At 73.6% G+C, this 25,316-nt stretch carries 24 protein-coding genes; 9 read left to right on the top strand and 15 right to left on the bottom strand.

Going from position 1 to position 25,316, the window contains the following annotated elements:
- The first annotated feature begins 220 nt into the window (after positions 1-220).
- Genes ACGFZF_RS18875 through ACGFZF_RS18855 form a run of 5 tightly spaced genes read left to right on the top strand, consistent with a single transcriptional unit; the run spans position 221 to position 7,198 of the window.
- Positions 221-1,705, top strand: a complete 1,485-nt coding sequence (locus ACGFZF_RS18875) for an aldehyde dehydrogenase family protein (protein ID WP_393555456.1) — start codon at positions 221-223, stop codon at positions 1,703-1,705.
- A 16-nt stretch (positions 1,706-1,721) separates the two neighbouring features.
- Positions 1,722-3,242, top strand: a complete 1,521-nt coding sequence (locus tag ACGFZF_RS18870; protein WP_393555454.1) for a GMC family oxidoreductase — start codon at positions 1,722-1,724, stop codon at positions 3,240-3,242.
- Positions 3,242-4,285: a glycine betaine/L-proline ABC transporter ATP-binding protein gene (locus ACGFZF_RS18865; protein WP_393555452.1), complete on the top strand. Its 1,044-nt coding sequence runs from the start codon at positions 3,242-3,244 to the stop codon at positions 4,283-4,285. Before ACGFZF_RS18870 ends, ACGFZF_RS18865 begins: the two co-directional genes overlap by 1 nt.
- Positions 4,282-6,234, top strand: coding sequence for an ABC transporter permease (locus ACGFZF_RS18860; RefSeq protein ID WP_393555450.1), 1,953 nt, complete (start codon positions 4,282-4,284; stop codon positions 6,232-6,234). Before ACGFZF_RS18865 ends, ACGFZF_RS18860 begins: the two co-directional genes overlap by 4 nt.
- Position 6,235: 1 nt before the next feature.
- Positions 6,236-7,198 carry an ABC transporter substrate-binding protein gene (locus tag ACGFZF_RS18855; RefSeq protein WP_393555448.1) on the top strand — a complete coding sequence of 321 codons (963 nt, stop codon included), beginning with the start codon at positions 6,236-6,238 and terminating at the stop codon, positions 7,196-7,198.
- A gap of 66 nt (positions 7,199-7,264) precedes the next feature.
- Here the strand turns inward: ACGFZF_RS18855 and ACGFZF_RS18850 are convergent, their stop codons facing one another.
- The 14 genes from ACGFZF_RS18850 to ACGFZF_RS18785 all read right to left on the bottom strand — a co-directional run bounded on the left by ACGFZF_RS18850 (position 7,265) and on the right by ACGFZF_RS18785 (position 19,924).
- Positions 7,265-8,518 (bottom strand): mannosyltransferase family protein, encoded by a 1,254-nt coding sequence (locus ACGFZF_RS18850; RefSeq protein ID WP_393555446.1) that lies wholly within the window; start codon positions 8,516-8,518, stop codon positions 7,265-7,267.
- 81 nt (positions 8,519-8,599) lie between these two features.
- Positions 8,600-9,010: a hypothetical protein gene (locus ACGFZF_RS18845; RefSeq protein WP_393555444.1), complete on the bottom strand. Its 411-nt coding sequence runs from the start codon at positions 9,008-9,010 to the stop codon at positions 8,600-8,602.
- Positions 9,003-9,500, bottom strand: coding sequence for a SigE family RNA polymerase sigma factor (locus ACGFZF_RS18840; protein ID WP_356604689.1), 498 nt, complete (start codon positions 9,498-9,500; stop codon positions 9,003-9,005). The genes ACGFZF_RS18845 and ACGFZF_RS18840 overlap by 8 nt, the downstream gene beginning before the upstream one ends.
- A gap of 118 nt (positions 9,501-9,618) precedes the next feature.
- Complete coding sequence (locus ACGFZF_RS18835) at positions 9,619-10,788, bottom strand: PP2C family protein-serine/threonine phosphatase (RefSeq protein ID WP_393555442.1); 1,170 nt, start codon at positions 10,786-10,788, stop codon at positions 9,619-9,621.
- A 212-nt stretch (positions 10,789-11,000) separates the two neighbouring features.
- Entirely contained in the window at positions 11,001-12,245 is a 1,245-nt protein-coding gene (locus tag ACGFZF_RS18830; protein ID WP_393555440.1) for a cytochrome P450, read from the bottom strand.
- Positions 12,242-13,471 (bottom strand): cytochrome P450, encoded by a 1,230-nt coding sequence (locus ACGFZF_RS18825; RefSeq protein WP_393555438.1) that lies wholly within the window; start codon positions 13,469-13,471, stop codon positions 12,242-12,244. Before ACGFZF_RS18825 ends, ACGFZF_RS18830 begins: the two co-directional genes overlap by 4 nt.
- Entirely contained in the window at positions 13,468-14,097 is a 630-nt protein-coding gene (locus ACGFZF_RS18820; protein ID WP_393555436.1) for an ATP/GTP-binding protein, read from the bottom strand. Before ACGFZF_RS18820 ends, ACGFZF_RS18825 begins: the two co-directional genes overlap by 4 nt.
- Positions 14,078-14,431, bottom strand: coding sequence for a DUF742 domain-containing protein (locus ACGFZF_RS18815; RefSeq protein WP_393555434.1), 354 nt, complete (start codon positions 14,429-14,431; stop codon positions 14,078-14,080). The genes ACGFZF_RS18820 and ACGFZF_RS18815 overlap by 20 nt, the downstream gene beginning before the upstream one ends.
- Positions 14,428-14,829 (bottom strand): roadblock/LC7 domain-containing protein, encoded by a 402-nt coding sequence (locus ACGFZF_RS18810; RefSeq protein ID WP_030690508.1) that lies wholly within the window; start codon positions 14,827-14,829, stop codon positions 14,428-14,430. The genes ACGFZF_RS18815 and ACGFZF_RS18810 overlap by 4 nt, the downstream gene beginning before the upstream one ends.
- Positions 14,826-16,598, bottom strand: coding sequence for a sensor histidine kinase (locus ACGFZF_RS18805; protein ID WP_393555432.1), 1,773 nt, complete (start codon positions 16,596-16,598; stop codon positions 14,826-14,828). Before ACGFZF_RS18805 ends, ACGFZF_RS18810 begins: the two co-directional genes overlap by 4 nt.
- Before the next feature lie 481 nt (positions 16,599-17,079).
- Positions 17,080-17,730: a hypothetical protein gene (locus ACGFZF_RS18800; protein ID WP_393555430.1), complete on the bottom strand. Its 651-nt coding sequence runs from the start codon at positions 17,728-17,730 to the stop codon at positions 17,080-17,082.
- A 165-nt stretch (positions 17,731-17,895) separates the two neighbouring features.
- Complete coding sequence (locus tag ACGFZF_RS18795) at positions 17,896-18,324, bottom strand: DUF6114 domain-containing protein (RefSeq protein ID WP_393555429.1); 429 nt, start codon at positions 18,322-18,324, stop codon at positions 17,896-17,898.
- Positions 18,315-18,938 (bottom strand): DUF6230 family protein, encoded by a 624-nt coding sequence (locus ACGFZF_RS18790; RefSeq protein ID WP_356604671.1) that lies wholly within the window; start codon positions 18,936-18,938, stop codon positions 18,315-18,317. Before ACGFZF_RS18790 ends, ACGFZF_RS18795 begins: the two co-directional genes overlap by 10 nt.
- Positions 18,939-19,102: 164 nt before the next feature.
- Positions 19,103-19,924 (bottom strand): MerR family transcriptional regulator, encoded by an 822-nt coding sequence (locus ACGFZF_RS18785; protein WP_393555427.1) that lies wholly within the window; start codon positions 19,922-19,924, stop codon positions 19,103-19,105.
- A 249-nt stretch (positions 19,925-20,173) separates the two neighbouring features.
- Between ACGFZF_RS18785 and ACGFZF_RS18780 the strand changes: the two genes are divergently transcribed.
- The 3 genes from ACGFZF_RS18780 (at position 20,174) to gap (ending at position 23,208) form a co-directional block, all read left to right on the top strand.
- The gene (locus ACGFZF_RS18780; protein ID WP_393555425.1) at positions 20,174-20,956 is read left to right on the top strand and encodes an SDR family oxidoreductase; all 783 of its coding nucleotides are present in this window, start codon (positions 20,174-20,176) and stop codon (positions 20,954-20,956) included.
- 105 nt (positions 20,957-21,061) lie between these two features.
- Entirely contained in the window at positions 21,062-22,018 is a 957-nt protein-coding gene (locus ACGFZF_RS18775; RefSeq protein WP_393555423.1) for a GlxA family transcriptional regulator, read from the top strand.
- A gap of 191 nt (positions 22,019-22,209) precedes the next feature.
- A complete protein-coding gene (gap, locus tag ACGFZF_RS18770; protein ID WP_356779064.1) occupies positions 22,210-23,208 on the top strand; it encodes a type I glyceraldehyde-3-phosphate dehydrogenase in 999 nt (332 codons plus the stop codon).
- Between the two features lie 196 nt (positions 23,209-23,404).
- Here gap and ACGFZF_RS18765 read toward each other — a convergent pair whose 3' ends face one another.
- Complete coding sequence (locus ACGFZF_RS18765) at positions 23,405-24,289, bottom strand: LysR family transcriptional regulator (protein ID WP_393555420.1); 885 nt, start codon at positions 24,287-24,289, stop codon at positions 23,405-23,407.
- An 86-nt stretch (positions 24,290-24,375) separates the two neighbouring features.
- Here ACGFZF_RS18765 and ACGFZF_RS18760 point away from each other — a divergent pair, with 86 nt between their 5' ends.
- Positions 24,376-25,293 (top strand): EamA family transporter, encoded by a 918-nt coding sequence (locus ACGFZF_RS18760; protein ID WP_393555418.1) that lies wholly within the window; start codon positions 24,376-24,378, stop codon positions 25,291-25,293.
- The last annotated feature ends 23 nt before the right edge of the window (positions 25,294-25,316 follow it).

Raw genomic sequence — 25,316 nt, 5'->3', positions numbered from 1 at the left:
TCCTGGCCCCCCGCCCCGACCGTCACCCCGCCCCGGCCGGTCCGGGGCTCTCGGCCCCGGCCCGCACGTCCGCGCCGCCGTCCTCGCCCCGGCTACCCGGAGTGACGAACGCCACGTTCGCCGAGTCGTCGCGCATGGATCCCGGCCCCAGGGGCAAGCGCCCCCGGTCGCCCACCCGCACTGGTGGGGGACGTAACGGGAACGGAAGGCAGAACGCGACGTGTCGGACCAACGAACCATCCACATCGACGGAGAGTGGCGAGCCGCCGCCTCCGGCGCCACGCGAGAGATCCTCGACCCGGCCGACGCCACCACCCTCGCGGTCGTGGCCGAGGGCGGGACGCAGGACGCCGACGCCGCGATCGCCGCCGCACGGAAGGCCTTCGACCAGGGCGCCTGGCCGCACACACCCGTCGCCGAACGCGCCGCGCTGCTGCGCCGCGTCGCCGACCTGCTCCAGCGCGACCGGGAGAGCATCGGTCTGCTGGAGAGCCGCGACGCCGGAAAGACCCTGGAGGAAGGACGCGTCGACGTCGACTGCGTCAGCGACGCCTTCCGCTACTTCGCCGACCTGGTCATCGGCGAGGGCGGCGGCCGGGTCGTCGACGCCGGCTCGCCCGACATCCACAGTGTCGTCGTCCACGAACCCGTCGGGGTGTGCGCCCTCATCACCCCCTGGAACTACCCCCTGCTCCAGGCGAGCTGGAAGATCGCCCCGGCGCTGGCCGCGGGCAACACCTTCGTCGTGAAGCCGAGCGAGCTCACCCCGCTCACCACCGTCGCGCTGCTCGGCCTGCTCGCGGAGGCCGGCCTGCCGTCCGGCGTCGCCAACCTCGTCACCGGCCCCGGGGGCACCGTCGGCGCACGGCTCGCCGAGCACCCCGATGTCGACCTCGTCTCCTTCACCGGCGGACTGGTCAGCGGCACGCAGGTGATGCGTGCCGCCGCCGACGGCGTCAAGAAGGTCGCCCTGGAACTCGGCGGCAAGAACCCCAACGTGGTCTTCGCCGACGCCTGCACGACCGACGAGGGCTTCGACACCGCCGTCGACCAGGCCCTCAACGCCGCGTTCATCCACAGCGGCCAGGTCTGCTCGGCCGGCTCCCGCCTCATCGTCGAGGAGTCGCTGCGTGAGCGGTTCGTCGCCGAACTCGCCCGCCGCGCCGACCTGATCCGCCTCGGCCGCGGCACCGACCCGGGCGTCGAGTGCGGCCCCCTCGTCTCCGTCCGGCAGCTCGCCCGGACCGAGGAGTACGTCGCCTCCGCCCTCGCCGAGGGCGCGGTCCTGCGCGCCGGCGGCCGGCGCCCCGAGGGCCCCGGCCACTTCTACCGCCCGACCGTCCTCGACCACTGCCACCGCGGCATGCGCGTCGTCCGCGAGGAGGTCTTCGGCCCGGTCCTGACCGTCGAGACCTTCCGCACCGAGGACGAGGCCGTCGAACTCGCCAACGACACCGAGTACGGCCTCGCCGGCGGCGTCTGGTCGGCCGACGCGGCCCGCGCCCGCCGCGTCGCCGGCCGGCTGCGCCACGGCACCGTCTGGATCAACGACTTCCACCCCTACCTCCCGCAGGCGGAGTGGGGCGGCTTCGGCAAGAGCGGCATCGGCCGCGAACTGGGCCCCGCCGGGCTCGCCGAGTACCGCGAGACCAAGCACGTCTACCAGAACCTCGCCCCGCGCCCCGTGCGCTGGTTCGCGGGCTGAGCCGGGAGAGCACACCATGAGCACCACGTACGACTACGTCATCGTCGGCGGCGGCACCGCCGGGTCCGTCCTGGCCCGCCGCCTCACCGACGACCCCGACGTCACCGTCGCCGTCATCGAGGGCGGCCCCTCCGACGTCGACCGGCCCGACGTCCTGACCCTGCGCCGCTGGATGGGCCTGCTCGGCGGAGACCTCGACTACGACTACCCCACCACCGAACAGCCCCGGGGCAACTCGCACATCCGGCACAGCCGCGCCCGGGTGCTCGGCGGCTGCTCCTCGCACAACACCCTCATATCCTTCAAGCCCCTGCCGTCCGACTGGGACGAATGGGCCGAGGCCGGCGCCGACGGCTGGGACGCGCAGGCCATGGAGCCGTACTTCGACCGGCTCCTGAACAACATCGTCCCGGTCGACGAGAACGACCGCAACGCCATCGCCCGCGACTTCGTCGACGCCGCGCAGGGTGCCCTCGGCGTGCCCCGCGTCGAGGGGTTCAACAAGGCCCCCTTCCACGAGGGAGTCGGATTCTTCGACCTCGCGTACCACCCCGAGGACAACAAGCGCTCCTCCGCCTCCGTCGCCTACCTCCACCCCGTCATGGACCGGCGCCCCAACCTCCGCCTGATGCTGGAGACCTGGGCGTACCGCCTGGAACTCGACGGCACCCGGGCCCGCGGCGTCCACGTGCGCACCCAGGACGGCGCGGAACTCCTCGTCGAGGCGCGCCGCGAGGTCCTCGTCTGCGCCGGAGCCGTCGACACCCCGCGGCTGCTCCTCCACTCCGGCATCGGCCCCAAGGCGGACCTGGAGGCGCTCGGCATCCCCGTCGTGCACGACCTGCCGGGCGTCGGCGAGAACCTGCTCGACCACCCCGAGTCGGTCATCGTCTGGGAGACCCACGGACCCATCCCGGAGAACTCCGCGATGGACAGCGACGCCGGACTCTTCGTACGGCGCGACCCCGCGTCCCCGGGCCCGGACCTGATGTTCCACTTCTACCAGGTCCCCTTCACCGACAACCCGGAGCGGCTGGGCTACGAGCGGCCCGCCCACGGCGTGTCGATGACCCCGAACATCCCCAAGCCGCGCAGCCGCGGCCGGCTCTACCTCACCAGCGCCGACCCCGAGGTCAAACCCGCCCTGGACTTCCGCTACTTCACGGACGAGGACGACTACGACGGCCGCACCCTCGTCGACGGCATCAAGATCGCCCGCGAGATCGCCCGCAGCGAACCGCTCGCCGGCTGGCTCAAGCGCGAGGTCTGCCCCGGGCCCGAGATCACCGACGACGAGGAACTCGGCGCCTACGCCCGTCAGGTCGCCCACACCGTCTACCACCCCGCCGGCACCTGCCGCATGGGCGCCACCGACGACGCACAGGCCGTGGTCGACCCCGACCTGAAGGTGCGCGGCCTCGACGGCCTGCGCATCGCCGACGCGTCCGTCTTCCCGACGATGCCCGCCGTGAACCCGATGATCGGCGTCCTCATGGTCGGCGAGAAGTGTGCCGAACTCCTGGGAGGTCATGCCTGATGAACACGCCGTCCGCCTTCTCCGTCCAGAACCTCTGGAAGGTCTTCGGACCCAGGGCCGACCGGGTCCCCGGCTCCGAACTGGCCGCCCTGCCGCCCGCCGAACTCCGCGAGCGCACCGGTTGCACCGCCGCCGTCCGGGACGTCTCCTTCGACGTCCACCAGGGCGAGGTCTTCGTCGTCATGGGCCTCTCCGGCTCCGGCAAGTCCACCCTCGTGCGCTGCCTGACCCGGCTCATCGAGCCCACCTCCGGCAGCGTCGCCATGGAGGGCGAGGACGTCCTGTCCATGGACAGGTCCCGGCTGCGCGAACTGCGACGCCACCGCGCCTCGATGGTCTTCCAGCACTTCGGCCTGCTGCCGCACCGCTCGGTGCTCGACAACGTCGCCTACGGCCTGGAGATCCAGGGGATGGGCCGCGCCGAGCGCCGCGCCAAGGCCGCCGAGGCCGTCGACAAGGTCGGCCTCGGCGGACTGGAGGACCGCAGGCCCGGCCAGCTCTCCGGCGGCCAGCAGCAGCGCGTGGGCCTCGCCCGGGCGCTCGTCGTCGACCCCGAAGTGCTCCTGTTCGACGAGCCGTTCAGCGCGCTCGACCCGCTGATCCGGCGGGACATGCAGGAGGAGGTCGTCCGCCTGCACGGCGAGGAGGGCCGCACGATGGTGTTCATCACCCACGACCTCGGCGAGGCCCTGCGCCTGGGCACCCGCATCGCCCTGATGCGCGACGGCCGCATCGTCCAGCTCGGCACCCCCGAGGAGATCGTCGGTTCGCCCGCCGACGACTACGTCCGCGACTTCGTCCGTGACGTCCCGCGCGAGCAGGTCGTCACCGTCCGCAGCGCCATGCGGCCGCCCTGCGGCGACGAGGCCGACCACGGCCCCGCCCTCGCCCCCGGCGCGACCGTCTCCGAGGCCATCGAGGCCGTCGCCCGCAGCGGCGGCCCGGTCCGGGTCCTCGACCAGGGCCGCTGCGTCGGCATCGTCGACGACAGGGAACTGCTGTCGGTCGTCGCCGGTGTCCCGACCGGGAAGGCGGCAGCATGACCGCAGCCGTCAGTGCGCCCCTGCGCGAGTCGGGCGCGGTCTCCCGCGCCGCCCTCCGCAGGTACCTGCCCCTCGCCGTCGCCGTCGTCGTGCTCGTCCCGCTGGGCGTCCTGCTCGCGGGCGGCGGCAGCTGGCCCGCCTCCCTCACCGTCGACCTGTCCGGCCCGCTCGGCCGGACCGGCGACTGGATCATCGACAACCGCGACGACCACCCCGTCTTCCTGTACTTCCTCGGCCACGTCAGCAACGGCGTCGTGCTGTCCGTCCGCGGCGTCTACCTGCTCCTGCTCGCCGCCGGCTGGGCCGGCGTCACCGCGGCCGGCGGCCTCATCGCCTGGCGCGTCGCCGGACCGCGGCTCGCGCTCACGACCGTCGGCGCCTTCGCCGTCTGCGGCCTGCTCGGCATGTGGGTTCCCACCATGCAGACCCTGGCCCTCATGGTCGTCGCGGTCGCCGCGTCCGTGCTGGTCGGCGGCGTCCTCGGACTGGCCGCCGGCCTCTCCGACCGGACCTTCCGCGCCCTGCGCCCGGTCCTGGACACCATGCAGGTCCTGCCCGCCTTCGCCTACCTGCTGCCGGTCGTCCTCGTCTTCGGCATCGGCGTCCCCGCCGCCGTCCTCGCGACCGTCGTCTACGCCGCCCCGCCGATGGCCCGCCTCACCGCGCTCGGCCTGCGCGACGCCGACCCCGGCGTCCTGGAGGCCGTGGACTCGCTCGGCGCGACGGGCCGTCAGCGGCTGCTCAGCGCCCGGCTCCCGCTCGCCCGCAAGGAACTCCTCCTCGGCGTCAACCAGTCGATCATGATGGCGCTGTCGATGGCCGTCATCGCCTCCGTCATCGGCGCCGGCGGACTCGGCGACCGCGTCTACCAGGCCCTCGCCTCGGTCGACGTCGGTGCCGCCCTCGCCGCGGGCATCCCGATCGTGCTCCTCGCCGTCGTGCTCGACCGCACCGCCGGCGCCGCCGGCGCCCGGATCGGCGCCGCACCCCGCACCTCCGCCCTGCGCGGGTGGCGCGGCTGGGCCGTCGCCGCCGGCGCCGCGACCGCGGTGGCCGTCGCCGGCCGCCTCGCGGGCCGCGCGACCTGGCCGGGCACCTGGCACCTCGACATCGCCGAACCCGTCAACAGGGTCGTCGACTGGATGACCGCCCACCTCTACTCGGGTGTCCCGGTGATCGGCGGCACCGCCGACTGGGCCGCCCACTTCACCCAGTGGGTGCTCGACCCGCTGCGCTCGGGCCTCCAGGCACTGCCCTGGTGGGCGGTCCTGCTGCTCGTCGGCGTGCTCGCCCTGCTGGTCGGCACCTGGCGAACCGCCCTGACCGCCGTCCTCGCGATGGCCGGCATCGGCGTCCTGGGCGTGTGGGACGCCTCGCTCGACACCCTCTCCCAGGTGCTCGCCGCCGTCGCCGTCACGCTGGTGATCGGCTTCGCCGTCGCGATCGCCGCCGCCCGCAGCACCCGCGTCGAACGCGCGCTGCGCCCCGTCCTGGACGTCTTCCAGACCCTGCCGCAGTTCGTCTACCTGATCCCCGTCGTCGCCCTCTTCGGCGTCGGCCGGGCCCCGGCGATCGCCGCCGCCGTCGTCTACGCGCTGCCCGCCGTCGTCCGCATCACCACCCAGGGACTGCGCGGCGTCGACCCGGTGGCCCTGGAGTCCGCCCGCTCGCTCGGCGCGACCGGATTCCAGCAGCTGCGCCAGGTCCAGCTGCCGCTCGCCCGCCCGGCCCTGCTGCTCGCCGTCAACCAGGGTGTCGTCCTGGTGCTCGCCGTCGTCATCATCGGCGGCCTGGTCGGCGGTGGCGCCCTCGGCTACGACGTGGTGTTCGGCCTCGCCCAGGGCGACCTGGCCACCGGGCTCGTCGCGGGTGCCGCGATCGTCTGCCTGGGCCTGATGCTCGACCGGGTGACCCAGCCGACCCGGACCACCCCCGACAAGGAGGCCTGACATGCGACTTCCGATCATCGCCGGAGCCGCCGGACTCGGCCTGCTCGCCGTCGCCGTGACCGGCTGCGGCGCGGCCGACATGACCAAGCAGGCCTCCCCGTACGCCGCCGCGCAGGGCGCCCGGACCGTCACGCTCTCCACCCAGTCCTGGGTGGGCGCGCAGGCCAACGTCGCCGTCGCGCAGTACCTGCTGGAGCACGAACTGGGCTACCGGGTCGACACCGTGCAGGTCGACGAGGTCCCCGCCTGGGACGCGCTCAGCCAGGGCCGCGTCGACGCGATCCTGGAGGACTGGGGCCACCCGGACCAGGAGAAGCGCTACGTCGACGACAAGAAGACCATCGTCCGCGGCGGCGACCTCGGAGTCACCGGCCACATCGGCTGGTTCGTCCCGACGTACTTCGCCGAGGCGCACCCCGACGTCACGGACTGGAAGAACCTCGACAAGTACGCCGACCGGCTCCGCACCCCCGAGAGCGGCGGCAAGGGCCAGCTCCTGGACGGCTCTCCGTCGTACGTCACCAACGACAAGGCGCTGGTGAAGAACCTGGACCTGGACTACCAGGTCGTCTTCGCCGGCTCGGAGGCTGCGCAGATCACCCAGATCAAGCAGTTCGCCAAGGAGAAGAAGCCGTTCCTCACCTACTGGTACAAGCCCCAGTGGCTGTTCCAGAAGGTGCCGATGACGGAGGTGAAGCTGCCCGCCTACAAGGAGGGCTGCGACGCCGAGCCGGACAAGGTGGCGTGCGCCTACCCGCACACCCCGCTGCAGAAGTTCCTCAACAGCGGATTCGAGCGGAACGGCGGGAAGGCCGCGGCGTTCCTGAAGAACTTCCGCTGGACCACCGAGGCACAGAACGACGTCTCCCTGATGATCGCCGAGGAGAAGCTGTCGCCCCGGGAGGCGGCGAAGAAGTGGGTCGAGGCCAACGAGTCGACCTGGAAGGCATGGCTGCCGAAGTAGCCACGCACGGGTGCGTGCCCGGCCGCGACCGGCCGGGCACGCACCCGTGCGCCGTACCGCCCTGGCCTATCCGGCCCAGCGCCCCGACATGAACGCGACGGCGTAGACCACGGACAGCGGCACCGTCAGACACAGGTACACGACGGAGAACCGCGGCCGCCGGTACGCCCATCCGGCCAGCGCGATCCACAACGGCCACCACAGGAGGCTGGCCCGCGGCACCGACGTGTACCAGTACGAGGTGCCGAGCGCCCAGAGCGTGAGGGCGACGTACAGCGCCTCGGGCCAGCTCCGCCGCCGCACCAGCAGCCCCAGCAGCGCGAGCCCGACCAGCATCGCGGCCAGCTCCGCCTGGAACATGAACGCGTAGGGCGTGGTCATGGTCTGCCCGAACGCCCCCTCCCAGGTCTGGGACCACGCCGACCAGGGGGAGTGGAAGTCGCGGTACCAGCCGCGCTCCTGCGCGTGCTTCCACGCCATCCAGTCGCCCGTCTCGGCGTGGAGGTACCACGTGTACAGCGCCGCGGGCACGGCCGGCAGCACCAGCCACGGCGCCCGGCGCCGATGGCGTCCGTCGGCCCGCGCCACGAGCAGGAAGTGCAGGGCGATCCCGGCGGCGAGGAACAGCCCGCTGACCCGGACCGTCGTCGCCAGCGCCGTCAGCACGGCCGCCACGGCCCACCGGTGACGCTGCGCGGCCAGCCACGCGGGCAGCGCCAGCGCGAGGAACAGCGCCTCGGTGTAGCCGACGGCCAGGAAGATCCCGCAGGGCGAGGCGAGCAGGAACAGCACCGTCCGACGCCCGCCCTCGGCGTCGGGCAGCCACGGTCTGGCCAGCCGGGCCAGGGCGACCACGGCCACGGCCCCCGCGGCGAAGGAGATCAGCAGGCCGGCCGCGGTCCAGTCGCCCACGACGACGTGCACCGCCCGCAGCAGCAGCGGAAGACCGGGGAAGAACGCCTCGCGGTTGTCGCCGCCGCCGGGCCCCGGGTCGGCGGGGAAGTAGCCGTCGCGGGCGATGTGCAGATAGTGGCCCCAGTCCCAGTGCTCGAAGGGAGCCAGGAGCCCGGCCGGGACACGGCTCCCGGAATCGGCGGGGAACAGCAGGCGCGTGCAGTGGGCGACCACCCAGACACCGGCCCGTACGGCCAGATACAGGGTCAGCACCTCGCCGTCGCCTGGCTGGAGCCGGAGGACGCGGCGGACGTGTCCGGCGGTACGCCCGGCCGGCCGCGCCGCCGGCGCGGGAGCGGACCTCGGGGGCCGGAGGGGGGTGGCGGCGGGCGTGCGCGCACGCGTTCCGGGCGGGTGGAGCGTCATCGGGAGGGGCTCTCTCGGGTGTCTGCGGGCATGCTCGACCGCCCCGCGTGCGGGGTGGACGAGCATGCCGGGTGAGGGGGGTCAGGGCCGGGTGGTGACGGAGCCGCCGGGCGGCGGCTGGGTCCGCGTACCGGAGGGAACGCCACCGGGCGGCGTCGTGCCGGGCGTCGTGGAGTTGCCGGTGGCGGGCGTGTCCGGCGGCGCGGAGGCGGTCGCGGACGGTGCGAAGGTGGGCAGCTCCGACTCACCGGGCGACGGGGTGGTGGCGGGCACCACCGGCGCCGGCCGGTTCGTCACGAGTGCGGCCGTCGCGGCGCCGCCGCCGGCCAGGACGAGACACGCCGCCGCGGCGACTCCGGCGAGCCGGCGCCGCCGGGCGCGCCGGCCCCGCTCGGCGATGTGCCCGAACGGCGGGGCGGCGGCCCTCGCCTGCCCCGAGTCGGCCGCCTGCCGGAACAGCTGCCGCAACGGGTCGTGATGGGGCTCAGGCACCGGGGGCCTCCTCGATACGCGGGTCCTGCAGACGATCGGCCAGCGCGGTGCGGGCGCGGCCCAGATGGGTCTTGACGGTGCTGGCGGACATGCCGGTCTCGGCGGAGATCTGCTCGACGGTCAGGTCGCACAGGTAATGCAGCGTCACGGCCCGGCGCTGCCGGTCCGGAAGCCCGCGCAGAGCGTCGACCAGCGCCACCTGCTCGGGGCCCGGCCCGGCGACCTCCACCGGAGCGTCCCGGCGCCGCCAGGCGTCCGCCGACCGCCGCCGGACCCGCCACCGGCTCACCGCGAGCCGCCAGGCGACCGTCCTGATCCAGGCCTCCGGCCGCCCGTCCCGATCCAGCTGCCGCCGCCGTCCCCAGCCCCTGACGAACGCCTCCTGCACGACGTCCTGGGCCTCGTGCAGGTCACCGAGCATCACGTACAGCTGGCCCGTCAGACGGGCCGCCGTCTGGGCGTAGAACTCTTCGAACTCCTCGACGGTCAACAGCCACTCCCGGATCTCTCTTGCTTCACCCCGCATACGCCCCTGCCACGGCGTCCGGTCGACACGGACGAGCGAGAACGTCCGTGATGCCCGTCACACCCGGCCCCGGGCGCCCCGGTCACGTCTGGGGGTGCCACTCCGCGAGCAGGATCGTGGCGTCGTCCATGAGATGGCCGTTCTGGTGGCCGAGGATGGCGCGGATCAGCCGGCGCAGCGCCTCGGGCGCCGGCTGGCCCGCCGCCGCCGCCCGGACCACGGTGTCGACCAGGCGTTCCTCGCCGAACAGCTCGCCCCCCTCGGAGCGGGCCTCGGTGACGCCGTCGGTGTAGATGAGGATCTGGTCGCCCGGTTCGAGCTGCGCGTGGTGGAGCGTCGGGGGAGTCCACGCGGGGTGGGGCCCCAGACCCAGCGGCAGGTCGGCCTCACGGGTGAGGGCGCCCGCCACGATGTGCTGGTTGCGGATCAGCAGCGGTGCCGGATGTCCGCAGTTGACCCAGGAGAAGCGCCCGGTGGCGACGTCGAGATCGGCGAAGACCGCGGTCAGCAGCCGCTCGGGGACCCAGCGGGTGAGCGTCCGGTCGACCGCGGCGGTGATGTCGGTGAGTCTGCGGCCACGGCGGCGGGTGGAGCGGCAGCCCGCCAGGGCGAGTGCCGCGGACAGCCCCGAGGCGGCGTCGTGACCCATGGCGTCCACGACCGTCAGGTGCAACCGCCGCTCGCCCAGGGCGTGGTCGAAGGCGTCACCGCCGATCTCGTACGCGGGCTCCATGACGGCGCTGGACGTCACGGCGCGGGTGCCGACGGTCCGGGGCGGGGTGAAGGCCCACGCGAGCTCGGCCTGCAGGGTCATCGGACGGGTCCGCACCAGCCGCTGGAGGGTGTCGCTGAACGTGCTCTTGGAGACGACCAGCAGCGCGGTGACGGAGGCCAGCGACCGCCCGTGCGCGAGGTCGGGCACGTCGGTGCCGGTGCCGGTCAGCCGCAGCACGCCGATCCGCTCGACGCCGTCGATGAGCGGCAGCCACAGACACGCGGGGTCGCTGCCCGTCTGGGGTGTCTCGGTGCTGTAGGCCCGTCCGCCGAGCGTGCCCTCCACCCCGAGGCGCGGCGCCTGGACGTCGAGGGGCACGAGATGGGTCTGCTGGACGTCCGCCAGGTAGACGTCGGCGGCCTGGAGCCCCATGGCCAGCGCCACGTCCCGCAGCAGCCGGGCGATGTCCCCCGGGGCGGTGTGGTGCGACTCCTCCAGGAGACCCGCGAGGAGCGCGTGGAAGCCGGAGTCGTCCACGGACCCACCTCCTCGGCCGCGCCGGGCGGGCGCACTGCGGGTGCCTTCCCGACCCTACGCGGGCCCGACCGCGGCCGCACTCCTCCGCGGCCACGCGGGGGGCGCCGGGCCGGGGCCGCCCGCACCGTACGCGCCACCACCACCGCCCGCGCCCCGGAACCGCTCCGGGGCGCGGGCGGCCGTGTCGGACCGCCGGGGGTCCTGCGCCGAGGTCAGGTCAGGACGACCGGGAGGTCGAACAGGTCGTTCTGCGTGACGACCGGCTTGTTCCGCAGTTCCTCGCGCGGCACGGCCAGTCGCAGCTCGGGGAAGCGGGCGTACAGCGCCGGCAGCGCCACCGACGCCTCCAGCCGGGACAGCGCCGCGCCCGGGCACACGTGCGGGCCGTGACCGAAGGAGATGTGCCGGTTCGGCGTACGGGTCACGTCGAAGGAGCCCGCCGTCGGGCCGTGCTGGGTCTCGTCCCGGCCGATCGCGCCGAACGAGACGATCAGGGCCTCGCCCTCGGGCAGCACCCGGTCCCCGACCTCGATGTCCTCGGTGGCGAACCGGAACAGGACGTGCGAGGTGGGCGTGGACCAGCGCAGGGTCTCCTCGATCACGTTCTCCCACGGCACCTCGCCCTTGAGGACCAGGGCACGCTGCTCCGGGTGCGTCTCCAGGGCCACGACGGCGTTGACGATCAGGCTGATCGTCGTCTCGTGCCCGGCCGCCACCATCAGCTGGAGGGTGTTGGTGATCTCCTCCGTGGTGAGCCGGTCGCCGCCCTCGGACGCCTCGATCAGCGCACTCGTGAGGTCGTCACCGGGCGCTTCGATCTTGCCCGCCACGATCCCCGCGAACAGGGTGCCCAGGTCCGCCATCATCTGCGGTACCTCCTCGGGCGGGGTCTGCGTCGAGAAGAACTTGTCGAACAGGGCCTTCATCCGCGGGTGGTCGGCGCTGTCGACCCCCATCAGTTCGCCGACCACGTTCATCGGCAGCGGGTACGCGAACTCGGCCTTCAGGTCCACGACGTCACCCGCCGGACGCTCCGCCAGCCGGTCGAGCATGCCCTCGGTCAGGGCCTCGATGCCGGCCCGCAGACGCTCCACCCGGCGTGCGGTCAGCGCCTGCGCGACCAGCGAGCGCAGCCGCCGGTGCTCGTCGCCGTCGACGGTCAGCATCGACCTGCCGGGGTTGGCGAGACCGATGAGCGGCCAGTCGAGGGGTATCTCGCCGCGCTGCCAGGCGCCCCACACGTCGATGTCCTTGACCAGCCGGGAGTCGGTGAGCAGCCGCCGCGCCTCGGCGTGGTGGGTGACCGACCAGCAGGCCACCCCGCCGGGCAGGACGACGCGGGCCAGCGGCCCGGCGGCGCGCAGCCGGGCGCTCTCGCCGTCGAGGTCCGCGACGAACGGGTCCAGGGTGAGTGCGTCGGTGCCGGACGCGGCGGTCGGGTCGTACGGGCAGCTCATCTCGATGCTCCAAGGGCGGGAGTCGGGGTGTAGGTCACGGGGAGCGCGGTCAGGCCGCGCAGCCAGGGGGAGGGGCGTCGGCTGAGGGCGTCCGCGGAGACCGCCAGGTCCACGTCCGGCAGCCGGTCGAGCAGCACCTCGATGCCCGTCCGGGCGATCGTCTCGGCGACCTCCTGGGCGGGGAACGGGCAGCGGTGCTCGCCGTGGCCGAAGGAGAGGTAGGCGTTGTTGCCGCCGGTCAGGGCCCCGGAGTCGGTCCGCACGTGCGGGTCCGAGTTGGCGGCGGCCAGGCCCAGCAGCAGCAGGTCGCCGCGGCCGATCCGGCGTCCGCCGAGCCGGGTGTCGCGCGAGGCCCAGCGGCCGGCGACGTTCTGGGTCGGCGTGTCCTCCCACAGGACCTCGTTCATCGCCTCGCCCACGCTGTGCCGGCCGCCGGCCAGCGAGGCGGCGAACCGGTCGTCGGTGAGCATCAGGCGCAGGGAGTTGCCGATCCAGTCGGCGGTGGGCTGGTGCCCGGCGGCCATCATCACCATGAGGTCCTGGGCGACCTCCTCCACCGTGAACCCGGACCGGTTGCCGAGCATCCGGGAGGCCACGTCGTCACCCGGCGCCTCGGCCTTGGCGGCGAGCAGCGCGAACATCGATCCGGCCAGGTGGCGCTGGCCCTCCAGCGCCCCCTCCTGGCCGTTGATCATGTCGTTCATGGCCGTGACCAGCCCGGGGCCCTGCTCGTCGGCGAAGCCGTAGACACTGGCCAGCACCCGTACCGGCAGCAGCATCGCGTACTCGGCGATGATGTCGCACGAGCCCTTGCCGCACAGCCCGTCGATGAGCTCGTCGGCGAAGTGCTCGGCCCGCTCCCTGAGGACGAACGGGTCGATCGCCTCCAGCGCCCCGGAGACGACCCCGGCGCGCTCGCGGTGGCGCTCGCCGACCGTGTACAGGATGGACGGCTGCTTGCGGCCGATCATGGGCAGCAGGGGCCAGTCGTCGGGGATGGCGTCCCACTGGTTCCACAGCTCGGAGTCGCGGGAGTAGAGCACCGGGTCGCTGGTGACCTGGTGCAGTTCCCGGTACCCGAGGACCAGCCAGGCGGGGACGTCCCCGTCCAGCACGACGGGGGCGACGGTCCCGTGGTCGCGCCGGATCTGCCGGTACAGCTCGACCGGGTCGGTCTGGAACCGGGGCCCGCTCAGCGGGACGGGCGGGGCGTCGGGAAGGGTCACGGGGCGGGCTCCGGGATCGGCTGGGGGGTCGGCTGGGGGTCCGAGGCGATGACGGTCCGCAGGTGTTCGAGGAGCGAGATCAGGACCTGCTTGCTGGACTCGCGGGAACGCGCGTCGCAGAAGACCAGGGGGACCCCGTCGGCGAGGTCGAGGGCCTCGCGGATCTGGGCCGGGGTGTGGGCGGGGCCACCGAAGTCGTTGCAGGCGACGACGAACGGGGTGCCGTGGTGCTCCAGCCGGTCGATCGCGTACCAGGAGTCGGCGAGCCGCCGCGTGTCGACGAGCACGACCGCGCCGAGGGTGCCGGAGAACAGCCGGTCCCACAGGAACCAGAACCGCTCCTGGCCGGGCGCGCCGAACAGGTAGAGGACGTTGCGGGCGTCCAGCGAGATCCTGCCGAAGTCGAAGGCCACGGTGGTGGCCGTCTTCTCGGTGACGCCGGCGGTGTCGTCGACGCCCTCGCCGGCCTGCGTCATCGTCTCCTCGGTGTTCAGCGGACGGATCTCGCTGACCGAGCGGACCATGGTGGTCTTGCCGACTCCGAAACCGCCGACGACGACGATCTTCAGTCCGTTGTCGGCGGTGCTGTGCAGGGTCTGGCGCTGTTCAGAGGTTACGGAGTCCAACGAGCACCTGCTCCAGGATGTCGGGATCGGGAAGGCGGTACGAGTCGCGGGGATGCCGTGCGCTGATCCGGCCGGTGTCGTGGAGGTCGGCCAGCAGGATCCGCGTGATCGAGACCGGCAGGCCCAGTCCGGCCGCCACCTCCACCACGGCCGTCGGGAAACGGCACATGCGCAGGATGCCGGCGTGCTCGGACTGCATGCCGGGGACGGGGTCGCTCTCGGAGACCACGAGGGTCACCAGGTCGAACGCGTCGGATCCGGCGCGGCTGCGGCCGCCGGTCAGGGTGTAGAGCCGGTCGGGGGAGTCGTCCCGGCCCGGTCTGCCGCCGCTCATCCCCGGGGCCTCGCGACGAGGTACTCGCCCAGCTGCTCGACCAGCTCCGACATGTTGTGGCCCACCAGCCCCGCGTCGGCGTCCTCGTCGGCGACGAGGGCGAGATGGGCGCCTTCGCCCGCCTCCACGATGAAGAGGATGCCGCCGTAGAACTCGGCCATCGCGGAGCGGACCCCGCCGGTGCCGTCGCCGAACTCCACGGAGGCACCGTGCGACAGGCTCTGGATCCCCGCGGCGATCGCGGCCAGCTGGTCGGCCTGGTCGACGGAGAGCTCGGGGGTGCGGCAGAGCTTGAGGCCGTCGCGGGAGAGCACCAGGGCGTGACGGGTGCCCGGGGTGCGTTCCAGCAGGCCCTCCAGGAGCCAGCTGAGCTTCTCGTCGGTGGTGGTGCCGGTCATTGCGGATTGCCTTCCGGGAGCGAGGAGTTCGAGGACGTCGGCGTCTGCGGGGCGGACGTCCGGACGGCCTGGTCGGAGGATGCGGACGGGCTGGCGGCGCTTTCTTCGGCCGCCGGACCGGCCGGGGCGCGACGGGATCCGGCGACCGAGGAGGTCTCCTCGGTCCGGGAGGCGTCGACGGGCCCGGAACCGGCTGCGGTACGGGAGGAGTCCTCGTCCGACGGGAGCCGGTCGGCCGAGGTGCCCGGCTCGGCCGCGGTGCCCCGGACCGCACGGCGGAAGGTGCCGAAGCGCGTCGCGGCCCCGGCGGCGGCGGCGCCGCGGGATCCCCCCGAGCGGGCCTTCTCGGCGGCGGCCTCCGGCCCCTCGGGGTGGGCCTGCGCCAGCGCCCGTCCGCGACGGCGCTGTGGCAGGCCGCTCTCGCCGAACCGCGGATGGTCGCCCGTGCTCTCGGACGCCGTGTCGTGGACGGTGTCGGGCTCGGAGTCCGCGACGGGGGCGGTGGCGTGCGCGTCGTGCCCCGTCGGCGGCGTCGGGGCGGGGGCCGGCTCGGTCGCCTGCCTCGGGAGTGCCGCGGAGGCCGACACCGCCCGGCCGGACACCGGGGGCAGGGCGTCGGCGGGGGAGGGCTCCAACGGCAGCCGGGTGATGAGTTCCTGGGGGAGCATCAGCAGCGCGCCGGTCCCGCCGCGGGCCGAGGGACGGAACGACACGGTGAGGCCGTGCTTGCGCGCGAGGCGCCCCACCACGGCCAGGCCGAGCCGCGTGCCGGACAGGCCGGCCAGGTCCTGGGTCTCCGCGCCGACCGCTGCCTCCGCGCGCCGCAGCTGCACGTCGCTCATCACCAGGCCGCTGTCCTCGACGGCGACGATGATCCCGGCCGGGACCTCCTCGACGTAGACGTGCACCTCGGCGGTGGGGGGCGAGAAGTTGGCCGCGTTGTCCATGAGTTCGGCCAGCGCGTGCATGACGCCCTCGGCGGCGTGACCGGCGACGGCCGCGTCGCTGCTGGAGTGGAGCCGGACGCGCTGGTAGCCGCCGATCCGCCCCATCGCGCCGCGCAGGATCGACTCCATGACGATCGGGCGGGCCCAGCGCCGGCCGGAGCGGGCGCCGGTCAGCACGGCGATGGAGTCGGCGAGCCGACCCGCCTGGGCGGTGCGGTGGTCGAGGTGGAGCAGGTCCGTCAGCACGTTCTCGTCGGCGTGCCGGTGTTCCATCTCCCGCAGGTCGGCCAGCATGCCGGTGGCGAGTGCCTGCATCCGCCCGGCGGCGTTGGCCGCCGCCGCCATCGCGGCGGACCGGCCGGACTCCGCACGGCGTAGCCGCGACTCCAAGCGCTCGACCTCGGCGGTCCGTTCGCCGGTGAGCTTCTCGATCGCGGTCGTATGGGCGCGGACCAGCTCCTCCGCCTGCGCGGCCCGGGCCGCTTCCGAGGCGGCCGCCTCCGCCGCGTACCGGGCTTCGAGGGCCGCCGTCGTCCGTTCCAGGTCGCTGGTGCGGCGGCTGAAGTACGCGTCCCGGGAGGCGATCTCGGCGGCGAGGGTCTCGGCCCGCCGGCTCAGCGTGCGGGAGGTCCGCCCGTACCAGGTCACGGCGAAGGCCGCGGCGGAGAGCAACAGGACCCCGCAGGCGGCGAACCAGCCCACCGCGGGACGGACCTCGGCCGGTGCCGCGGTCGCCGCCGCCGTGGCGAGCGCACCACCCGCGGCGGCCGTCAGCAGGGAGGCGATCAGGGCAGGGCGGAAGGGAGTGGACGACGCCGACATCAACCAGACTCTCGGGAGCGGGCACACACGGGAAGGAGGCCTGACGACGGCACTATAGGTGAGTAGTTGATCAGGTGAGAACTCTCCTGACCGGATCGGTATTCATTCCTGGGCATACTTTGCCGCAGGTGTGAGCAAGTGGGTCCGAATGCGCTCACGCCGGGGCGACGCGGTGCGGATCGCCCGATTCGCAGGCCATCCGGCGGGCTGCCGAGGCGCTCTGATGCACCGTCATCACGAGGCCGAAGCTGATGCTCCGTCATCACCGGTGTCCGTCCGGGCAGGTCCGGGCCCGGGGGAGAACATCGCGGACGCCCGGGCCCGCGCCGGCGCCCCGCGACGCGCGGGTGTCATGCGCGGTACGCCAGCGGGCACGCCGTGCGCCGTCGTACGGCCCCGTTCCCTGACCGCACGACGGCGACGTGCCCGCCCTGCTCCCCGACCCGGTGCCGGAGTCCCGCTCCGGCCGGGCCGAGGAGTCCTACGGGGTGACGGTGATCTGCTGCGTCGGGTCGGTGGTGTCCGTGACCTTGTAGACGGCGTTGAACGTGGAGGTCGTCGCGCTCGTCGGGCAGCCGAACCCGCCGGTGACCGTGACCGGGACCGAGGCGTTGGTGAAGGTCAGCGTGGACGGGGAGCCGTTGGCCCAGGTCCCCGGCACGCTCGCCGCCGCGGTGGGGGCGGCCACGACCGTACACGAGGCCAGGCCGGAGGTCTGGACCACGAGGCCGCCGGTGGGGACGGACATGGTGGCCGTGACGGGGGCGCCGTCCTGCATGGAGACCGCCCAGCCGCCACTGGTCGTCACGGTCGGCGTGACGCCGGGCAGGCTCGCGGTGCAGGAACTGTAGGTCGGGGCGGAGATCGGTGAGGAGACCGGGCCGGCGGGGTTGTGGTTGCCGGGGGCGGCCGGGACGGAGCCGGTGGAGACGGAGACCGTGCAGGTCACGGTGACCGACCCGGCCTTGAGGGTGGCCTTGCCGCTGAGGGTGGCCTTGAACGCGTGGCCGGCCGGGGTCACGGTGGTCGGGCCGGCCAGCGGTAACGGGGCGGCGGTGGCGGAGGCGGCGCCGAGCGTCAGCGTGCCTGCGGCGATCAGTCCGAGGGCGAGGGACGTGTGCGTGCGGCTCATGAGTGTGCTCCTTGGGGATGGTCGTGCGGTGTGGGGATGGTTGCGGTGCGGATGCGTACGGGACCCTCGTCGGGCCCGGCCCCGCCGCCCGCGGCGGAACCCGATGGCGGCTCGGGTTCGCGTGCCGGTGTCCGGACGGACGCGGATCCCGGGCCCTGACACCCCCTAGGACACCGAGGTCGGATCGGACTCGGCCTGGGCGGCGGACCCGGCCGGGGTGCCGGGTGCGCCGCGCCCGGGGACGCGCGGCTGCCAGGCGAACATCAGGCCGCCGCCGAGGATCCCGAGCAGCGTCCCGATCAGGAAGCCGCCCAGGTTGGAGAGCACCAGCGCGGCGGTGGCGATGAGGGTGGTGACGATCCCGGCGAGGGCGCGGTAGTGCGGAGCGAACCAGACGGACACGCCCAGCACGATCATCACGAGACCCATCAGGACGGACGGGATCCCCGCGACGCCCTGGGTGAGCATGACCTTCAGGGGGGCGAGCGGCAGGGCGCAGATCTCGGCGCCGGCGAGTGCGGCGACGAGACCGCCCCAGAACGGACGGCTGCGGCGCCACCGCCGGAACCGCGTCCGCAGGGGCGTCAGAAGCATTCCTTCTTGCCCTTGCTGATCTTCAGGTCCAGGCCGGAGAGGGTGAAGGTGCCGGCGTTGGTCGCCCACGCCGTCTGCCGGAGATCGGTGATGCGCACGGTGTCGGCCTGCTGCGAGAACAGGTCCTGCATGCCCTGCGCGTCGTCCGGCCCCTTGTCGAGGGTGGACGCGTCACGGCCGATCTCGATGTTCGTGAAGCTCGCGTTGCCGGAGAGCTGGGTGGCGTCGACGAAGAGGTTCGTCGCCTCGACCGGGGTCTTGCGGCCGGCCGTCAGATTGAGCGAGACGTCGCCGATCACCGGGAGCGAGGTGACCACCGACTGGCACAGGCTGTTGAGTTCGGCCTTCTTGATGGCGGTGACGGCGACCGGGATGAGTTCGTCGCGGGCGTTGACGTCCACGCTGCCGTACTGGACGAAGCCCTCGCCGTCCAGGCTCTCGGCGGAGACCTTGAACTGCTGGCCGGACACGGCGAAGGAGGCGGCCAGTGCCCCCTGGGCCAGGGCGATGCCCAGGCCGGCGGTGACGGCGACGGCCGGGACGGTCAGGACGGCGAAGCGCCGCCATCTGACTTTTCCGTCGCCCGAGTCGTGCTCCGCTAAGTCGTGCTCCATGTCGGATCCCCTCGCGTGAGTGGGTGCAGTGGAGTGCGAACCGGTCGGCACGGGTGTGATCACGGCGTGCGTGATCGTTACTCGCCGGTATGACCGTGGAGTTGAATGTAAGAGTGCCAATGGTGGTTGGCAAGGTTGCGCGAGCGCCCCCTTTCGGCCAAGTCCTACTGCTCCGTACGCAGGAGCGCGGCGACCTCCGCCTCGACGCGGCGGGCCATCGCGCGCGCGAACTCCGCGGCCACGACCTCTCCCGCCACCGGGCGCAACGCCCCGGCCGCCTCCGCGACGTGATCCAACTGGGCGGCCGAAAGCCGCTCCAGTCCTTCCGGGCCGATGACGTGCCGCCGGAAGAGCGCGACGAACCGGTCCGCGAGCGCCGCGGCCTGTGTCTGCACGAAGTCCCCGGCGTCGAGGATCTCCGCCAACGGCACCCCCTGCCGCACCAGGGTCAGGGTCGCCTCCAGCAGGCGCCGGCTCGGGAACGTGACGGTGTCCCCGTCGACCCGTACGTACTCCAGGGCCGCGGCCCGCCGGGTGTCCTGCGGCGTCGCGGCCGGGCCGAACATCTCACGCAGCTCGGCGAGACCGACGGTGACCGGTTCCTCCTGCACCCAGTCGCGCGTCATCTCCCGCTCCACGCCCAGCAGTTGGCTGATCCCGCCGCCCTGCTCCCAGGCCGCCAGCAGCTCGGCGATCCCGTTCACCGTGTACCCCCGGCCGAGCAGGTCGTCGATCAGCCGGAGCCGGGCCAGATGGTCCTCGGAGTACCACGCGATGCGACCCTCGCGCCGGGGCGGGGGAAGCAGACCGCGCTCCTGGTAGTACCGCAGGTTCCGGACCTTCACTCCGGCCGCTGTGGCCAGTTCCTCACGGCGGTATCGCGCGCCGCACACGCCCCGGTCGGCCTCCGCCGTCCCCGTCTCCGCCCCGGCCCCCGCGCCCGCCGTGCCGTCCGCCGTGGTCCGACCTGCCAGTTCGCTGCTCACCCCGCCGAGCCTAGTGCCGCGGGGCGGGCGGCTGCCGACGGATTCGGCCGATGACATCCGACCCGCGTGATCCGGCCTGCGTGGCCGACGCGCGCCGGTCCCCGCGGACGCCTCGCGAACCGGCCCGGTACGCCCTCGCACAACGCCCTCTTCCAGGATCGCGCTCCGTCCCCCGCCGACCCGGTAAGGGGCGTCCGGGGGTTGAAATGCGCTTGCGTCGCCGGGAGCGGTCGCGAACGATCCCGTGCCATGACGTCCTTTCAGGAACAACAGCACGCGGAGGCACGGCCGTTGGCGCTGATCACCGGCGTCGGCCGCAGCGTCGGCATCGGCGCGGCCATCGCCCGGCGTCTCGCGGAGTCCGGCTGGGACATCGCCTTCACCTACTGGACCCCGTACGACGCGCGCATGGCGTGGGGCGTCCAGCGCGGTGCGAGCGAGGCGATCTCCTCGGACCTCGCCGAGGCCGGCGCGGCCACCGCCGCCGTCGAGGCGGACCTGGCGGACCCGGAGGCGCCCGCCCGTGTCTTCGACGAGGCCGAACGCCGCCTCGGACCGGTCACCGCACTCGTGATGTGCCACTGCGAGTCGGTCGACTCGGGCCTGCTCGACACCACGGTCGAGAGCTTCGACCGCCACTTCGCCGTCAACACCCGCGCCACATGGCTGCTGATCCGCGAGTACGGCCGGCGCTTCAGCGGCCCCCACGGCACCGGCCGCGTCGTCAGCCTGACCAGCGACCACACGGTGGGCAACCTCCCCTACGGCGCGAGCAAGGGGGCCCTGGACCGGATCACCCTCGCCGCGGCGCACGAGCTCGCCCACCTCGGTGTCACCGCCAACGCCGTCAATCCGGGGCCGGTGGACACGGGCTGGATGAGCGACGACCTGCGCGACGTGGTCCGCCGCCGGACACCGCTCGACCGCCTCGGCACCCCGCGCGACACCGCCCACCTGGTCGACTTCCTGTGCTCACCGCAGGGTCAGTGGGTCAACGGACAACTGCTGACGAGCAACGGCGGACTCTCCTGACCGCGTCCGGCCGGGCGGCCGCCCCTCCGACCCCTCCGTGACCTTCGACGGCGACCCGGGGCGGCTCGGGGCGCGCCGCGGCGCGGGCTGCGTAGGCTTTCGCTCGTGTCCGACTCCGACTTGTTCCGTGTGGCCGTCCTCGTGCTGGAAGGGGCGAAGCCGCTGGACGTGGGTATCCCGGCGCAGGTCTTCACGACCCGCGGGAGCATGCCCTACGAGGTCCGGGTGTGCGGGGCCGCCCCCGGACTGGTGACGGGCGGCGACGGCCTGTCGTACGCGGTCGCGCACGGCCTGGAGGCCCTCGCGTGGGCGGACATCGTCTTCGTGCCGGGATACCGCTTCCCCGACCGGGACGATCCGCCGCCCGCCGTGGTGGCGGCACTGGTCGCCGCGCACGAGCGGGGCGCGCGGCTGGCCGCGATCTCGACGGGCGCGTTCGCCCTGGCGGCGACCGGCCTGCTGGACGGGCGGCGCGCCACGACGCACTGGCACTACACGCGGGCGCTGGCGGCGCGGTATCCGCAGGTCCGGGTGGACGAGAACGTGCTCTTCGTGGACGAGGGCAGCGTACTGACCTCGGCCGGCGCCGCTTCGGGCATCGACCTGTGCCTGCACATCCTGCGCGGGGACCTGGGGATCGCCGCGTCGAACCACACCGCCCGCCGCCTGGTGGCGGCTCCGTACCGCAGCGGTGGCCAGGCGCAGTACGTGCCGCGCAGTGTTCCGGAACCACTGGGGGAGCGGTTCGCGGCCACCAGGGAGTGGGCCCTCTACCGGCTGGGCGACCCGCTGACGCTGGAGGTCCTGGCACGCCACGCCGGGGTGTCGGCGCGGACGTTCTCCCGCCGGTTCGTCGAGGACACCGGGTACACGCCGATGCAGTGGGTGATGCGGGCGCGCGTCGACATGGCGCGCGAGCTGCTGGAGCGGTCCGAGCGCGGCGTCGAGCAGATCGCCGCGGACGTGGGACTGGGGACGGGCGCGAACCTGCGGCTGCACTTCCAGCGGATCCTGGGCACCTCACCCAGCGAGTACCGGCGCACCTTCGCCCGCGGCGAGTAGGGGGTGACCCGCCCCGCCGGCCTCACGGCCGCGCGGATCGGACAGGACAGCCCCTGGCCCCGCCCGCCCGGACGAGCGCCACGGCGCACGCCGCGAGGCTGGCGCGATCCTTGCGGAGGGTGGCGATCTCGCCGCTGTCGGGGAGGGCGCGGGCGCGCGAGGGTGGTGGTCGAACCGAAGGGACACCGCTCATGACTCGCATTGCCATCAATGGATTCGGCCGCATCGGACGCAACGTGCTGCGAGCGCTGCTGGAGCGCGACAGCAGCCTCGAGATCGTTGCCGTCAACGACCTGACGGAGCCTGCCGCGCTGGCACGGCTGCTCGCCTTCGACTCGACGTCCGGCCGGCTGGGCCGCCCGGTCTCGGTCGACGGCGACACCCTGATCGTCGACGGGCGCCGCATCAAGGTGCTGGCCGAGCGTGAGCCGGCCCAGCTGCCGTGGGCCGAGCTCGGTGTCGAGATCGTGGTGGAGTCGACCGGCCGCTTCACGTCCGCCAAGGCGGCCCGCGCCCACATCGACGCCGGTGCGAAGCGGGTGCTGATCAGCGCCCCGGCCGACGGCGCCGACATCACGCTCGCGTACGGAGTCAACTCCGACGCCTACGACGCCGACCTGCACACCATCGTCTCCAACGCCTCGTGCACGACGAACGCGCTCGCGCCGCTCGCCTCGGTGCTGGACGACCTGGCCGGCATCGAGCACGGCTTCATGACGACGGTGCACGCCTACACCCAGGAGCAGAACCTCCAGGACGGCCCGCACCGCGACCCCCGCCGCGCCCGCGCCGCCGGTGTCAACATCGTGCCGACCACGACCGGTGCGGCCAAGGCGATCGGCCTCGTGCTCCCCAACCTCGACGGCAAGCTGTCCGGCGACTCGATCCGCGTCCCGGTGCCGGTGGGCTCGATCGTCGAGCTCAACACGACGGTCGCCCGCGACGTGACGCGCGAGGACGTGCTCGCCGCGTACCAGGCGGCGGCCGAGGGCCCGCTGAAGGGCGTGCTGGAGTACTCGGACGACCCGCTGGTCTCGTCCGACATCACGGGCAACCCCGCCTCGTCGATCTTCGACTCGGCGCTCACCCGCGTCGAGGGCCGCCACATCAAGGTGGTCGCCTGGTACGACAACGAGTGGGGCTTCTCCCACCGCGTCATCGACACCCTGGAACTGCTCGCCGGCCGCTGACGCGAGCCCGCGGCGCCGCCCTCGGGGCGTGGCCGCGTGCGGTGGTCCCCCCCGTGTGCTCCGGCCGGTTCCCGGCCGGAGCACACGTGCGTGAGGGCGGGCCCCCTCGCGACGAGCGCCCGTCGCGACGCGGCGTGCCCCTCACCGCGGGCCCGCCCGCGCCGGCCGCCCGCCGCCGGGTCCAAGCCCGCGCCGGTCACTCCACGGCGGGTCCCGGGATGCCGAGAGCGGCGAGGAACGCGCTCGCCGCGGGGGTGCGGCCGGCGCGGCTCCACACGACGTGCTCGACCCGGGTCGGCGCGTCGGTCACCTCGATGGTGGTGACGCCCGCCAGCCGGCGGACGAAGGCGTGCGGGAGCATGGCGATGCCGAGCCCCTGCCCGACGAGCCGGGCCAGGAAGTCCGCGTTCGTCACCTCGTAGGCGACGTCGCGGCTGAGGCCGGCGGCCGAGAAGGCCAGGTCGGACTGGACGCGGCCGGCCGTCCCGGCCGGCAGGTCCACGAACACCTCGCGGGCGAGACGGCGCAGGTCGACCGCCGTCTCCCCGGCCAGCGGATGACCCGGCGCGACGACCGCCACGAGCCGGTCCCGGGTGAGTTCCGTGGAGTCGACGCCGTCGAGCCGCGCGGTGGTGGGGAGCCCGAGGAAGGCCACGTCGAGGTCGCCCTCCTCGACCTGGTGGGTGAGTTCGTCGCTCGCACCGACGCGCAGACTGATCCGGACGTCGGGGTACCGCTCATGGAAGTCGCGCAGGGCGCCCGCGATGTCCACGGCCGTGACCGTCGGGATCAGGCCCACGGCGAGCCGCCCGCGGACCACTCCGACCGCCGCGGCCACCTCGGCCGTCGCCCGCTCGGCCGCCTCCAGGCACTGGCGGGCGGCGGGGAGGAACGCCTCGCCCGCCGGTGTCAGCCGCACGCGGCGACTGGTGCGTTCGAAGAGCCGGGCACCGAGTTCCCGTTCCAGGCGGGCGACTTGGTGGCTGAGGGCCGACTGGACCACCAGGCACCGTTCGGCGGCCCGGGTGAAGCTGTTCGTCTCGGCCACCGCGATCACGTACCGCATCTGCTGAAGCTCCATGCAGGCATCATCCATCGCGGATCGCGATCGATGTGCTGACACACATGTGTTGGACTCATCGATCACCGCGGATCGAGACTGCGAGCATGACGAGCCCCACCACCCCGCAGCTCCTCGGCGCCGCTGCGCGAGCCGATCTGCCGCGCACTCTCCTGACGGCGCTCGCGCCCCTGACCTGGGGCACGGTCTACGTCGTGACCACCGAGCTCCTCCCGCCCGGGCACCCGTTGTTCGCGGGACTCGTGCGCGCCCTGCCCGCCGGCCTGATCGCGCTCGCCCTCACCCGGACGATGCCGAGCGGAGCATGGTGGGGCAAGGCCGCGGTGCTCGGCGTCCTGAACATCGGGCTGCTCTTCCCGCTCCTCTTCGTCGCGGCCGAACGCCTGCCGGGAGGTGTCGCCGGCACCCTGGCGGCGGCGCAACCGCTGATCGTCGTCGTCCTGGCCGTGGCCGTCCTCCACCAGAGGCTGTCCGCGTGGCACCTGCTCTGGGGCGCGGTGGGCCTCGCCGGGGTCGGTCTGGTGGTGATCGGCCCGAGCGCGGCGTTCGACACCGTCGGGGTGTCGGCCGGCCTGGGGAGCGCGGCCACGATGGCGCTGGGGGTGACGCTCACCAAGCACTGGGGGCGCCCGGCCGGGGTCACTCCCACCACCTTCGCGGGCTGGCAACTCACCGCGGGGGGAGTCTTCCTGCTGCCCCTCACGTGCTTCGTCGAAGGGGCGCCGCCCCCGATCGGGCCGGCCGCCGCGCTGGGCTACCTCTGGCTGGGTCTGGCCGGCGGGCTGATCTCCTTCGTCCTGTGGTTCCGCGGCATCGCCGCCCTGCCGGTCACCTCGGTCGCGGTCCTCGTCCTGCTGTCACCGCTCGTCGCCACGATCCTGGGGGCGGTTCTGCTCGCCCAGACCTTCGGCCCCGTCCAACTCGTGGGCTTCGCGCTCTCGCTCGCCGCGATCGTGGCGGGGCAGCTCCCCGCGGCCACCGCCGGCCGCGGACGCTCCTCGTGACGGTCGCCGGCATCGGCACCGCC

The sequence above is a fragment of the Streptomyces sp. NPDC048338 genome (assembly GCF_043201055.1).
Lineage (GTDB): Bacteria > Actinomycetota > Actinomycetes > Streptomycetales > Streptomycetaceae > Streptomyces.
This window is presented reverse-complemented; position numbering and strand designations above follow the sequence as displayed.